The sequence below is a fragment of the Bacillus sp. FSL K6-4563 genome (assembly GCF_038630405.1).
Taxonomy (GTDB): domain Bacteria; phylum Bacillota; class Bacilli; order Bacillales; family Bacillaceae; genus Bacillus; species Bacillus pumilus.
Map to the genome: position 1 here is coordinate 3,022,643 of NZ_CP152030.1, position 13,768 is coordinate 3,036,410.

The following is a 13,768-nucleotide window of genomic DNA, read 5'->3' on the forward strand; positions in this document are numbered from 1 at the left end:
GGAGGACATATATGAAGAAGGTATTTGCAATCCGTTTGACCGCAGTATTCATTGCCCTTATGGTCATCACAGGCTGTTCTACAAAACAAAATAATTCCGGCAAAGATGACGGCACATTAAAAGTCGTCACAACCTACTCCATTCTTTATGACATTGTGAAGGAAGTAGGCGGAGATCATGTCTCTATTCACAGCATTGTTCCCATTGGTACAGACCCACATGAATTTGATCCACTACCAAAGGATGTTCAGCATACAACGGATGCAGACCTTGTTCTATATAATGGTTTAAACCTTGAAACAGGGAATGGCTGGTTTCAAAAGCTGCTCGAATCGAGTGGTAAGGATGGGGATGATGCACCTGTAGCCGAAATGAGTAAAGGCGTCAAAGTAAAACATTTATCTTCAAAAGGCCTCGAAAGCCAGCAGGACCCACATGCTTGGCTAAATGTCGAAAATGGGATTCTGTATGCTAAAAATGCCAGAGATGCACTTATTAAAGCGGACCCTGAGCATCAAGAGGATTACGAAAAAAATGCAGAAGACTATATCAAAAAGCTTCAAGCGCTTCATGATGAAGCAAAAGACAAGTTCGACCAGCTGCCGAAAGACAAAAAGCGTCTTGTGACAAGTGAGGGAGCCTTCAAGTATTTTGCAGATGCCTATGGACTAAAGGCAGGCTACATTTGGGAGATCAACACAGAAAATGAAGGAACACCTGGACAAATGAAGCGCATCATTCATTTCGTCAAAGATCATCAAGTGCCTGCGCTCTTTCTTGAAACAAGTGTCGATCCACGCAGCCTTGAAAGCCTATCTGAAGAAACTGGTGTTCCGATTAAAGGAAAAGTATTTACTGACTCCATTGGAAAGAAAGGTGAAGATGGGGACAGCTACTATAAGATGATGAAATGGAATATTGACATCATTTACAAAGGGCTTTCATCATAAGAAAAGACAGGCGGAGTGAGTTCGCCTGTCTTTTTTATTAGCTGGCTATATTTTGCGGGTGTTTTTTCGGCCAGATCACATAGCTGATGCTAATGACGAAATCAATGGCTAAGACCATTCCCCATACTCTCGCTAGCTGCATCAGTGCTTCCGTTCGTTCTGGTGCTTGGATGAGATAAGATAACCCAAATAGTAGACCGGCTCCGATGACATAAGAGACGAGATGCCGCGTCCAGCCGACTATTTCATATACAGACCGTTCCTTCCCGTACTTTGGTCTTCCCTTCGGCTTAGGGCCTCCTGCAAATCGATAAGCAAACCGGACATCTGCCCATTTCACCATTTGATGTCCAAAAGCGAGACTCACCCCAATATAAACAGCTGCGAGCCCGTGAATGACACTTGCCACAGCCCCCTCTCTTAAATCCATATACGTCGCTGCAAGAAGTATGAGATCCAAAATCGGTGTACAAATGAGGAAGAAGGCGCCCCACTTTTTCTGTCTAAACACATAACGAAGTGTTAACCCCACCAGAATAAACAGCCAAAAGCCAATTTCACATGCCACAATCAATAACCCGATCAATATTCACCACATCCTTTTTAATACGATTGTATTAAATAAAAAATAACACAACTGTTTTAAAAAAACAATAGCTGTGCTAAAATCAATGTATGCCAAAAATCGTCGATCACTATAAACAAAAACAAAAAGTCGCTCAAGCTGCCATGAGAGTGATTAAACAGGATGGATTGGAAAACGCTTCTGTACGAAAAGTAGCGGTAGAAGCTGGCATTTCAGCGGGCTCTATGCGTCATTATTTCTCCACACAGCAGGAGCTATTTCTTTTCTCTATGACATTGATTCAGGAAAGAGTCAAAGAGCGGATGACAGGACTTCAGCTGAACGGTTCAACGGAAGAAAATGTCTTCGCGTTATTGGAGCAGGTTCTCCCACTTGATGAAGAACGAAGATTTGAAATGGAGGTGTGGCAGGCTTTTACAGTCAAGTCGATGACTGAACCTGATTTACAGCCGCTCAATGCAAAGATGTATGACGAGCTTTTCCAAATGACCCAATATTGTTTAATGAAATTAAAAGAGGATGGGCTCTTGCTTGATCATATCGATCTTTTAGTCGAAACTGAGCGGCTTTATGCGGTCATCAATGGGCTTGCATTGAATGGAATCTTGCAGCCTCATCGCTTACCGCCTCAGCTCATACGCTTCGTACTGCAGATGCACCTGCAATCCATCACCAAAAAAGACATGTCTCCCTCATGAGGGAGCATGTCTTTTTTTAATCTTCCATAAAAATACGTTTTGCTTCGTAGTAGAGCACCTGTACAAATTTCTTCACATTGATACGGGTATGTTCTTCTCTACCGCTCGTCTCTTTTGTTAATTCACTCATTTTCTTTCGCACGATGGTGAAATCAAAGAATTTAGAAGCGTAATTTTCAAAGGTCGGATGAGAAAAATCAGTTAACCCAAGTGAAGCGATGTGTTTCAAGGATTGATTGATCGCACGCCTCACCCGCTGTTCCGCTGCTTTCGCTTCTCTTGCAATGTCTGCCGATGTGTAAGGCTCATTTAATTTATCCTCGGTGACACCCGTGAAAATGACCTTTAAAGAAGGAAATGAATCATGATGTTCGGTATGTAGCGCTAAATACTGATCTGTGAAGAGGATCATATCTAATAAATCTTTAGATCCCTTTTCGCCCACAATTCCAAGCTCTGCAAGCAAGAACTGGCCTGCCTCTGCAAGACTTTTCCCACGCTGCTTCGTTTTCGTCTGACCGCGCTGCTGAAACTGCATGACGGATTTGAGTGAGTGCTGAATATTTTCAATTGAATGCTCTAAATGAAGCCGCTCAATCATGAGGTGGAGCACACTTAAGACCTCTACACGATTGATTGGCTTTGTCACATAATACTCGACACCAAGCGTATACGCCTGGCCGATTAATTCCTTTGTTTCTACCTGTGACAGCATTAAGTATTTGCCATGAAACTCATCCTTAATGGCTCGAATCGTTTCAAGTCCGTCTCGTTCCGGCATCAATAGATCAATACATAAGATATCAATGTGCAAATCATTTAAGTAGCTTGCCGTTAACTCTGCGCCATCCTCTGCTTCTCCCGCGACGAAGCCAAGCTCTTCATCTTCAATGAGCTGAGCGAGTGAAGAACGCACGGCTTCATCATCATCCACAATAAAAAATCTCATCTCCCAATCCCCTCTTTTCTACTAACTTGATCCATTGGTATCGTTAACGTGAAAGTCGTTTGTTTATTTGGAATACTCTTCATCTCAACACTTCCGCCAAGCTTCTCCGCTGTATCCTTTACATAGGAAAGACCGATACCGCTTGATGGATTCCCAGCCTGATCGTATTTTAAAGTAAAACCGGGTTTAAAAATCACATGATGATTACGCTCTTTAATGCCAGGCCCGTTGTCACTAATTTGAAAGATCACATGGTTCTCTTTATGGGAAATAGAGAGTGATACCTCTCCATCCACCGGAATGGCTTCGACAGCATTGGAAACGATATTATTTAACAAAGATAGAATGGTATACACGTGATAGACGGGATGCTGCCCATCTTCATCATAATGAAAGACAATGTTTTTTTTAAGAGATTCTGCGTAATTTTCATGAATACGAATCACGAGCCCAGCAATATGCGCAGGACTTGCATACGCCTGGAAATTTTCTTCATGAATCAGCTTTGATAATGCAGAAAAAATCCGCTGGTTATCCTTTTTGATCTCGTGCACCTCTCCAGCGATTTGCAGGGCTGTTTTTCCGAGTTTTTTCAAATCCAAAGATTCCGCATCCTTTGCGTGATGCAGGGATTGATACAATTGATAGGATGTCGCTGTAATGTGCTCAGCATGTGCAAGTGTTTTATGAAAGTATGTAGATTCCGTGTAAAGATTAGACAGGAGCATGAGCAGATGTTCCTTTTCCTTTTTCATCTGACGCTCTCTCGCCTGCTCTTCATATAATCGAATCATTGTATAACAAGCCAACACGAAAAAGCTTCTGAAAATCGCCAACACGAAAAGTTGAAACAGCGTCCGCATCGTTAAAATTTCATCGATGGTGCCACGAAGTGCAATCATTTCAACAACGCTCGCGCATAGCTCCATGATGATACCTGTGGCTCCAATCAGCCAAGGCTGATCGCGGAAACGTCTGACCTTTAATAAATAAAAGAGCGTGCCGTAGACGACGTAATAAAGCAGGGGAGGAAATCTGAATGAAATTGCCTCTTCCAGTGGAAGATGACCTGTGACGGCTGTATCAAGAAGCACGCGAAACGCAAAAACAGAAACCCCTGCAATGATACCGCTTGCCCATGCCGGGAATTTTTTCATTTGAAGCAGGATAAAGAAAAAGACAACGGTTCCAAAGCTGACCCGAAAGCTGTCCTCAAATGGATAAAATTTAAACTCTCCGCCAATCGGTGTCAGTACAATGAGCATCACAATTAAATAAGGCTCTGTATTCAGCCATTTTTTCAGTAGATTCAAACGCAGTCACATCCCTAATAATTGACGATAGTATACTATGTGGGCTTGAGAAAAACAAACATCCATGAAAAAGCGCACACCGGAACTTTGTCGGTGTGCGCTTCTCATGATGCTGCTTAATCTTCTAAACGATCCTTTTCTAAAAGTGATGCGCCAGCAATACCTGGTTTAGTCATTTCAAAAGGATTCAAGATGACATCAAGCTCTTCCTCTGATAAAACATCATTTTGCAGACAAAGCTCACGTACAGATACGCCTGTAAGAATCGCTTCTCTGGCAATTCGTGCAGCAGCTTCATAACCAATATGCGGATTCACCGCTGTCATGACACCAGCACTTTTTTCTACATATTCTTTTAATCTAGATTCATCTGCTTTTAGGTCACGCAAGCAGTTGTCTACGAAGGATTCAAATACATTTTTCATGATGCTGAGAGATTGAAGCAAGTTGAACACAAGAACTGGTTCCATCACGTTCAGCTCAAGCTGACCAGCCTCTGATGCAAGACAGATCGTGTGGTCATTTCCGATAACTTGGAATGCCACTTGGTTCATGACCTCAGGCATCACTGGGTTGACTTTCCCTGGCATGATAGATGAACCTGGCTGTCTTGGCGGCAAGTGAAGCTCACCAAAGCCTGCTCTTGGACCTGATGCCATCAAGCGAATATCGTTCGCCATTTTAGACATATTCATCATACATACTTTCAGTGCAGCTGATACTTCTGTATAAGCATCCGTATTTTGCGTGGCATCGACTAAATCTTCAGCTCCAACTAACGGTAATCCGCTAATGTCAGATAGATAGCCAACCACCTGGCGAATATATTTAGGATCAGCATTCAAGCCAGTTCCGACTGCTGTTGCACCCATATTGACTTCATATAAATGCTGTTTAGACTGCTTGATACGTTTAATATCACGAGCAAGAACCTTTGCATAAGCACTAAACTCTTGACCAAGTCTGATTGGAACAGCGTCCTGAAGATGCGTACGTCCCATTTTGATGACATGATCGAATTCTTGCGCTTTTTCTGTCATAACTTGATGCATGTTTTCCATCGTATAAAGTAGTTTTTCAATCATATTCAATGTTGAAATATGAATCGCTGTTGGGAAAACGTCGTTTGTTGACTGCGACATGTTCACATGCGTGTTTGGACTTAGCTCAGTATAAGCGCCTTTTTCCTTTCCTAGTAGTTCAAGCGCTCTGTTTGCAATGACTTCATTGGCATTCATATTCATTGAAGTGCCAGCCCCGCCTTGAATTGGATCGACAATAAATTGATTGTTCCATTTTCCTTCAATAACCTCATCTGCGGCTTGAACAATTTTTTCTCCAAGACCAGAATATAGTCGCTTTGTATCCATATTTGCAAGTGCGGCTGCCTTTTTGACAATCCCTAATGCTTTGATGAGTTCCTCATGAACATGGTAGCCAGTAATTGGAAAGTTCTCTACTGCACGTAATGTTTGAATTCCATAATACGCTTGAGTGTCTACTTCCTTTTCACCTAGAAAGTCTCGTTCGATTCGAACTTGCTTGTCCTGTAGCTTCGTCATTTGAAAAGATCTCCTTTTACGCTGCTTTTGTTTGTTGTTTTAATTCCTCAATATACTTCTTCGATTTCTCTTGATCAAAAACTTTTTCCCACTTAGACATGACAATGGCTGCAAGTGAGTTACCAAATACGTTAACAGTTGTACGAACCATGTCAAGAATACGGTCGATCCCAACGATGAAGGCAAGTCCTTCAAGCGGCAGTCCCATTGCACCAAGTGTTGTGATGACAACAACGATTGATGCACCTGGTACACCAGCCATTCCTTTAGATGTCAGCATCAAGATTAATAGTAACGTAATTTGCTCATAGATGGAAAGTGGCATGCCGTACATTTGTGCAACAAATATGGCGGCAATGGATTGATAGATGGCACTTCCATCTAAGTTAAAGGTGTAGCCTGTTGGGATAACGAACGACGTGATCGCTTTCGGGCAGCCGAACTTCTCCATTTTATCCATTAGTCTAGGCAGTACAGCTTCTGAACTTGCTGTTGAGAATGCAAGAATGATTTCTTCTTTTAGCACTCTAAATAGTGTAAAGACGCTTGTTCCAGCTAATTTTGCGATAATGCCAAGTACGACAATCACGAAGAATGCCATTGTGCCGTAAACGACAAGTACCAGCTTACCTAGCGGGAGAAGCGCTCCGACCCCGAATTTGATCACCGTCACACTGATGAGCGCGAATACACCAAATGGTGCAAATTTCATCACTTTATTGGTCACCCAGAACATGGCTTCGAGTATACCCTCAAAGAATCCTAACACTGGTTTCCCTTTGTCTCCTACTGCGGCAATTCCTAATCCGAATAAGACGGTAAAGAAGATCGTTGGTAATAGATCACCTTCTGCAATGGATTGGAAAACGTTTGTTGGCACTAGATGCACAATCGTTTCAGAGAAACTTGCTTTTTCGGAAGAAGCTTTCGATGTCTCTTCATATTTAGAGATATCGCCTTTTTCCATGTTGCTCATATCAATTCCTGTACCAGGATGGAAGACGTTTGCTGCAAGCAGTCCTACTGCTAATGCAATCGTTGTCACAATTTCGAAGTAAAGAATCGTTTTCCCACCGAGTCTTCCGATGGTTTTCATATCCCCTACACCAGCTACTGCTACAATCAACGCAGCAATAACAATTGGAAGAACGATCATTTTAATTAAATGGATGAATATATCGCCAATCGGCGTTAACACATTAATAACGGTTTCATTTTGATAAAACAGCGCTCCCACGATAACACCCAGAACAAGTGCAATGAGTATTTGTGAAGCTAACCCTAACTTTTTCATACGTGAACCCCCTTTTTTTGATAACGCTTTCTTTGTTGCTTAATCGCATCTTAACGATGAACCTACAAAAAACGACAAAAAGGAACAAAAAGAAGTGAATTTTTTATGAAAAATCTTTTAAAAGGTGGGTTTTTCCACAAAATTGTTAAAAAAAGACTCCGCTTTTGGGCGAAGTCCTAATGATTTTGCATTTGTTCACTTGGTGTATCTTGTTGTGGATAAAATCTATCGTATATCACATATCCAATAAGGACAAGAGCAACGTAGAACAATGCACTAATCGTCCAAATCCATTTGACATTCAGCTTCATTGTGCCACTCCCTCTCTAACCGGTTTCAATCGCTGCAATCTGAGCGCGTTCAATACAACCGACACGGAGCTAAAGGCCATTGCTGCTCCTGCAAGCCATGGCGCAAGAAGTCCTAAAGCAGCTATCGGTATCCCAATACAATTATAAGCAAGCGCCCAAAATAGATTTTGCTTGATGTTTCTCATCGTTTTTTGACTAAATTCAAGCGCATCAGCAATGGCATGGAGGTCTCCTGTCATGAGTGTGATATCTGCTGCTTCCATGGCGACATCTGTCCCAGTTCCAACTGCCATCCCAATATTCGCTGTCGCAAGGGCCGGGGCATCATTAATACCATCTCCGACCATGGCGACTTTCTTTCCTTGTTCCTGAAGCGCCGCGATGTGAGCCGCCTTTTCCTCAGGCAGGACTTCAGCAATGACATGATCAATGCCCGCCTGTTTCGCAATCGCCTCTGCTGTCATCTTGTTATCACCTGTCATCATCACGACATGAATCCCTTGCTCTTTCAGACGCTTGATCGCTTGAGGTGAAGATGATTTGATCGTATCTGCGACCGCGACAATGCCAGCGACTTCGCCGTCAATCGCGACGAGCATTGCCGTTTTCCCTTGCTGCTCCAGCGTTGTGACGGATGCTTCGACTTGATCATATGGGATATGATGTTTCTGTAATAGCTTACGCGTTCCAATCAAAAGCTTGCGCCCTGCCGCCTTTGCTTCAATTCCATGACCTGGGTCAGCTTGGAAGGCTTCAATCTCGACCGCTTCTAGACCTTGTTCCTTCATTCCATCTGTGATCGCTCTGGCAAGCGGGTGTTCCGACTGTTGTTCAGCTGATCCTGCTAACTGTAGGAGCGTATTTTCTGTCCAATTGGCAGACGCTATTACATCTGTCAGACTCGGCTCCCCTTTTGTCACAGTCCCTGTTTTATCTAAAACCACCGTGTCGAGAGATTGGGTCACTTCTAAATGCTCTCCGCCTTTAAACAGAATGCCTGATTCAGCCGCACGGCCGCTACCCGCCATAATAGAGGTTGGTGTAGCAAGACCGAGTGCACACGGACATGCGATGACGATGACTGCGATAAACGTTTCAAGTGCTGAAGTCACATTCCCTGGATCAACAAAGAAAAACCAGATCATGAAGGTGAGCACTGCAATTCCTACAACGATGGGAACGAATATCCCTGATATTTGATCGGCCATCCTTTGAATCGGTGCTTTTGAGCCCTGTGCCTGTTCTACGACTTTAATAATCTGTGAAAGGGCGGTCTCTTTTCCAACCTTTGTCGCTTTCACTTTCACAAACCCATTTTTATTAATGGTTGCCCCAATGACCGCATCACCTGCCGTTTTATCAACAGGCAAACTTTCGCCCGTAATCATGGACTCGTCAATTGCGGTTGTTCCCTCCACGATCTCTCCATCTACCGGCACTTTCTCTCCCGGTTTGATAAACACAAGGTCATTTACTTTCACTTCGGAAATAGGGACGGTCATCTCTTTCCCATCTCGCTCGATGACCGCTTCTTTCGCTTGTAGGCCCATCAGCTTTTGAATCGCTTCTGATGATCTCCCTTTTGCTCTTGCTTCCATTAATTTTCCGAGCACGATCAACGTAATGAGTACAGCACTTGTTTCATAATAGAGGGCTGCCTCATGTGTGCCTTGAACCGCTGACTGAATGCTTTCATATAAACTATAGAAAAACGCAGCTGATGTCCCAAGTGCGACAAGAACATCCATGTTGGCACTTTTATTACGTAACGCTTTATACGCACCTACATAGAAGGACCAGCCGACAATGAACTGAACGGGCGCTGAAAACGCCAGTTGAACCCAAGGATTCATGAACGCTTCAGGCAGCCAAATAAAAGACGTGAAAGAAAAATGACTGACCATTGCCCAAAGAAGTGGCAGTGACAGGATCATTGAGAATAGAAAGCGTGCCGTCTGCTTCTCTATTGCTGCTTGGCGATGATCTTTTTTTCCTTCCTCTGCTTCATCTGCAGCTGGTTCAATTAAAGAATACCCAATGGACTGAACCGCTTCCTTTATATCACTTGTAGACGTTTGGCCTGGGTGATACGTGACCTGAAGGGTCTCCAGCGCAAAGTTCACAGATCCGTGATCGACACCATCCATCCGGTTAATTTTTTTCTCGATTCGGTTGGCACACGCTGCACACGTCATTCCTTCTATATCAAATTCTGCTTGCTCCATCACCACATCGTAGCCGAGAGATTGAATTTTTTGCTTGAGATCCTCTGGTGTGAGTTGTTCTGCTTCATACACAATATGAGATGTTTCCAGCGCCAAATTCACATTGGCATCCTCCACACCTTCCAGCCTGTTCAATCCCTTTTCGATGCGTCCTGCACAGGCAGCACAGGTCATCCCCGTAATTTGAAAGTCGATTTCCTTCTTCATTAACCTCACCTCTCCATATACACCATGGGGGTATTATATTTTGAAAAAAATACGTGCTGTTATGCAGCACGTATTTTCATTTATACGACATCATATCCCTGTTCTTCAATTACATCAGAGATACGGTGCAACGTGACTTGATCTGGGTGAAATGAAACTTCCACCTCTCCTTTGTCTAAATGGACTTTCACAGATTCAACACCTGCTAGTTCTCCTACATTTCCTTCGACTGCTTTCACGCAATGTCCGCAAGACATGCCCTGCACTTGAAGTGTTGCTTGCTCCACTTCTCATCGCCTCCATCAATCATTTTCTACACCTTACTATACCCTAGTAGGGTATCAATGTAAACATATAAATGCTACGATTTTGTCAGTTTCGTAAAGACCGTCATTAACTCTTCAATGGCTTCATCCCCATTGCCGCTCTTGATTGCATCTGCTACACAATGATGGGTATGCTTTTCCATCAATTGAAGACTGACCTTTTTCAAAGCCGCATTGACAGCGGAGATTTGATTGACAACATCTATACAGTAACGATCGTTTTCAATCATTTGCTGAATCCCGCGCACTTGTCCTTCCACTCGTTTCAACCGATTGATCAATTGATCTTTATCCTTCTCTGCTCTTGGCGAAGCCATATGTCTTTCTTCATGTTCTGTCATGTGATCACCTTTTTTTCCATTATGACTTGTCTTTACCTAAATTAAAGCATATCTCCACCGGAAAAGGCAAAGATATGCTGAATACACTCTATAGTGTTTGCTTTAGTTTGTTAATTGTTCAATGTCCTGCAATAGATTGACGGATTGCTGAAGCTGCTTAATCAATCCTTGCTGGTCCTCAAGCATGGCGGCAACGTCGATGTTGTCTGCTTTCAATTGCTGTAAATACGTCTGAATTTCCTCTGACAGCACTTTATTTTTTTCAATGATTTGCGCATGCAGGTCTTCTGCCATTTTTGGCGCTGTGACCTCATTAAAATCTTGAATGTCTGCCTTCAATGATTCAAGCTGCTGCGTTAATTCTGCCTTTTTGGCGGCGTTTTGGACAGCTTCTTCAGCAAGCTTTGGAAAGTCCTCTGTAAATTGCTGAATGTCTGTGACATAGTCATTTGCCTCAGTGACATATGTCGTTGTATCGTTGACTTGATCAAGTAAGCTGGAGCACCCGCTTAATACAAGCGTTCCGGAAAATAGGAAAGCTATCACATATTTTTTCAAGATCGATCATCCTTTCATCTGTGGGATTAAAAGCATCATTTGTTCAGCTTCCCTATCACACAGACTTAAAAAGACCTTAAAAATAGCCAGACCTTTGCCTCATGTGTGATAGGCAAAGGTCTGGCTAACATTGTTCATGCCGGAATGGCCGAGAAGCAATCGCTGCTTCTGTAATGACGACCAAACCGTAAAAGCTACTCCCCTTTAGGAAACCGTTCAAATGTTATGTTTATCATATCGAATGTCAGGACAACCGTCAATGAGAAGCAAGCGGTAGGTCAATTCTCTTCATAAAGCATATAGTCCGCTCCAGTGGACGCATAAATCCGGTTCCGTCCTTGGCGTTTTGACATATACAAGGCCTGGTCCGCTTCAAATAGAAGAGTTTCTAATACATTGGGATCATAAACTGTATGAGCAATTCCAAAGCTCGCTGTTACTCGCACTTTTTCCTCATCATTCTCAAAGAAACTCATCTCAAATGAATGTCTAATTTGCTCCGCAATATGACATGCCTCTTCGAAAGAATGATGCGGCAGACAAATAGCAAACTCTTCTCCGCCATATCGTCCGAATAAATCGTCCATTTGTAAATGCTGCTGACAAATGGTGACAACATGACGCAGTGCCTCGTCTCCAATATGATGTCCGTGTGTGTCATTGATTTGTTTAAAGAAATCAATATCAAACAGCATAACAGCCGTATCCTGCGCATCCTCTTCCAGGATCATCTGCGTTCGTTCAATAAATGAAGACCGATTGAAGATATTCGTCAATCCATCAATATACGCACGACGCTCCAGCTCTTCCTGCAATAAACGCTGCTCTGTTACATCACTGATCACAATTTGCCTTCCCTCGATCTCTCCTCTTCTATTAAATAACGATGAAGCGGTCAGAAGATAATAGCTGGACTGATCTTCTTCCTTTTTCCACATTAAATCATATTGCGAATGATCCTGCGGAGAACGCAGCCACTGGAAGAACGCGGTATCTTTGATGATCCCTGAGAAAATATCGTCTATTTTATAGCCAATTCCCTTTTTATTAGAAAGTGCTGGAATGATCGATGCAGCAGCGGGGTTGTAATCTATGAGTGTCCGGTATCGATCTAAAATGAGAACCCCTTCAGACATATGCTCAAACACACGCTCCATCGCAATGGGAGAGAGCTTAAAGAGCTGGAACGACATAATCGCCCATAAGTAGAGCGCATTGGTTAAAAACATCACCACAGGGACCGGGTCAATATGAAGAGGTGTCACGCCTAATAAATAGATAAAAGATGTCGTGATTGGCAGTAACATGCCCACTAGCAAAATAAGGATCTGCTTTAAATACTCTTTTTTTGTAACCCGCAAAAACCAAACCAGCATAAAAATAGCGAGCATCGAACAGCCAAATGTATAGACGCCATGAATGATATACCAATAGCCAATCGTAAAGTCAGCCAATAAAAATCCGTCTACTGGATTCATCGTGATGCTTCGATAAAAGAGTGAATGAAAAGAGTTGGTGAACACCATAATGGTGGTGAGAGTTGGAATCAGTAAGATGAGAAGCACGCGGCGCTTTGTAAAATATTGATGGAATCCAGTAAATTGCAGCACAATCATCAGACTGAATGGCGCGATGAACGGAAGACCTATGTATTGAAAACAAACCCAGAACATAATCTCCCTAGGTGTACTTGCCAATAATTCAAATGTGTGCCCAAAGATATAAATCGCAGTTGCTCCAGACATGTACATAAACAATTGACAGCCAATATACCGGTGGCGGTTCGCATGAGCAATGATTGATAATATCACGGACAGAATGCCAGAAACACTCATGATCACAATAAAATGTAAAACAATCGAATCCATGTAAACGCCCCAATTTCAGTTATTTAGAACTAGTCTAATCTTACTATATATGAGGAAGTCACAAATGGGAAGATGTGATTTTGATTTGGGTGGAGGTTTTTTGTAACATTTCAGGCGTTATCTGTTCGTGATCTCTTATATTTTCACTACTTTTTGCTTAATTTAAGATAGAAGTATGTTGCGCTCGGAGAAATATCTGTACAATGTGGGGATGAATGGAGAGGAGACTCAAAAGAAATATGACTTTTTGGATGATCATGACAGGGCTGTTTATACTGATTCTTTTGAAGAAACCGTTTGAAAAGAGAAGTTCTGGATTGTTATTTTTGATCAGTTATTTACTGCTGATTGCGATTTATGTGATCCAAACAACGTTTGTGGAACTTGTGCCGGATGGATTTTTGATGATGATTGCGGTGGTTGTCGTTTTTCCTTTGTTTGTTCGGTTGGTGGTGTCTTCTCAGAAGACACGTTCTTGAAAACTATACAAAAATGAGACTATGTTAGTACTTATTTTGCAAGTTTAATTATTAGTTAAATAGACAACTAACTAGTGTAAATGGTCAATTGAATTACCTTA

14 protein-coding genes are annotated in these 13,768 nt (G+C 42.5%); 3 read left to right on the forward strand and 11 right to left on the reverse strand.

Features of this window, described 5'->3' with window-relative positions; genetic code table 11:
* Positions 1 to 11: 11 nt before the first annotated feature.
* A complete protein-coding gene (locus tag MHH54_RS15445) occupies positions 12 to 950 on the forward strand; it encodes a metal ABC transporter substrate-binding protein (protein WP_342500397.1) in 939 nt (312 codons plus the stop codon).
* A 37-nt stretch (positions 951 to 987) separates the two neighbouring features.
* On the opposite strand, the gene MHH54_RS15450 is transcribed toward MHH54_RS15445, so the two are convergent.
* The gene (locus MHH54_RS15450) at positions 988 to 1,536 is read right to left on the reverse strand and encodes a hypothetical protein (RefSeq protein WP_003213116.1); all 549 of its coding nucleotides are present in this window, start codon (positions 1,534 to 1,536) and stop codon (positions 988 to 990) included.
* Between the two features lie 89 nt (positions 1,537 to 1,625).
* Here MHH54_RS15450 and MHH54_RS15455 point away from each other — a divergent pair, with 89 nt between their 5' ends.
* Positions 1,626 to 2,234 carry a TetR/AcrR family transcriptional regulator gene (locus MHH54_RS15455; protein WP_106032208.1) on the forward strand — a complete coding sequence of 203 codons (609 nt, stop codon included), beginning with the start codon at positions 1,626 to 1,628 and terminating at the stop codon, positions 2,232 to 2,234.
* A gap of 16 nt (positions 2,235 to 2,250) precedes the next feature.
* Here the strand turns inward: MHH54_RS15455 and MHH54_RS15460 are convergent, their stop codons facing one another.
* The 10 genes from MHH54_RS15460 to MHH54_RS15505 all read right to left on the reverse strand — a co-directional run bounded on the left by MHH54_RS15460 (position 2,251) and on the right by MHH54_RS15505 (position 13,188).
* On the reverse strand, positions 2,251 to 3,183 hold the full coding sequence (locus MHH54_RS15460; protein WP_003212842.1) for a response regulator: 933 nt from the start codon (positions 3,181 to 3,183) through the stop codon (positions 2,251 to 2,253).
* The gene (locus MHH54_RS15465) at positions 3,180 to 4,496 is read right to left on the reverse strand and encodes a sensor histidine kinase (RefSeq protein ID WP_106032207.1); all 1,317 of its coding nucleotides are present in this window, start codon (positions 4,494 to 4,496) and stop codon (positions 3,180 to 3,182) included. The genes MHH54_RS15460 and MHH54_RS15465 overlap by 4 nt, the downstream gene beginning before the upstream one ends.
* A 116-nt stretch (positions 4,497 to 4,612) precedes the next feature.
* A complete protein-coding gene (gene aspA, locus MHH54_RS15470) occupies positions 4,613 to 6,058 on the reverse strand; it encodes an aspartate ammonia-lyase (protein ID WP_050944151.1) in 1,446 nt (481 codons plus the stop codon).
* A gap of 16 nt (positions 6,059 to 6,074) precedes the next feature.
* Entirely contained in the window at positions 6,075 to 7,352 is a 1,278-nt protein-coding gene (locus MHH54_RS15475; RefSeq protein ID WP_003213370.1) for a cation:dicarboxylase symporter family transporter, read from the reverse strand.
* A gap of 176 nt (positions 7,353 to 7,528) precedes the next feature.
* Entirely contained in the window at positions 7,529 to 7,663 is a 135-nt protein-coding gene (locus MHH54_RS15480; protein WP_342500398.1) for a hypothetical protein, read from the reverse strand.
* A complete protein-coding gene (locus tag MHH54_RS15485) occupies positions 7,660 to 10,095 on the reverse strand; it encodes a heavy metal translocating P-type ATPase (RefSeq protein ID WP_342500399.1) in 2,436 nt (811 codons plus the stop codon). The genes MHH54_RS15480 and MHH54_RS15485 overlap by 4 nt, the downstream gene beginning before the upstream one ends.
* Positions 10,096 to 10,175: 80 nt before the next feature.
* Complete coding sequence (gene copZ, locus MHH54_RS15490) at positions 10,176 to 10,382, reverse strand: copper chaperone CopZ (RefSeq protein ID WP_012011271.1); 207 nt, start codon at positions 10,380 to 10,382, stop codon at positions 10,176 to 10,178.
* A 74-nt stretch (positions 10,383 to 10,456) separates the two neighbouring features.
* A complete protein-coding gene (locus MHH54_RS15495) occupies positions 10,457 to 10,762 on the reverse strand; it encodes a metal-sensing transcriptional repressor (protein WP_003212640.1) in 306 nt (101 codons plus the stop codon).
* A gap of 102 nt (positions 10,763 to 10,864) precedes the next feature.
* Positions 10,865 to 11,320, reverse strand: a complete 456-nt coding sequence (locus MHH54_RS15500; protein WP_003213149.1) for a DUF6376 family protein — start codon at positions 11,318 to 11,320, stop codon at positions 10,865 to 10,867.
* A 278-nt stretch (positions 11,321 to 11,598) separates the two neighbouring features.
* Positions 11,599 to 13,188, reverse strand: a complete 1,590-nt coding sequence (locus tag MHH54_RS15505; RefSeq protein WP_113387364.1) for a histidine kinase N-terminal 7TM domain-containing protein — start codon at positions 13,186 to 13,188, stop codon at positions 11,599 to 11,601.
* A gap of 239 nt (positions 13,189 to 13,427) precedes the next feature.
* Here MHH54_RS15505 and MHH54_RS15510 point away from each other — a divergent pair, with 239 nt between their 5' ends.
* Positions 13,428 to 13,667 carry a hypothetical protein gene (locus MHH54_RS15510; RefSeq protein ID WP_050944161.1) on the forward strand — a complete coding sequence of 80 codons (240 nt, stop codon included), beginning with the start codon at positions 13,428 to 13,430 and terminating at the stop codon, positions 13,665 to 13,667.
* Positions 13,668 to 13,768: the final 101 nt, after the last annotated feature.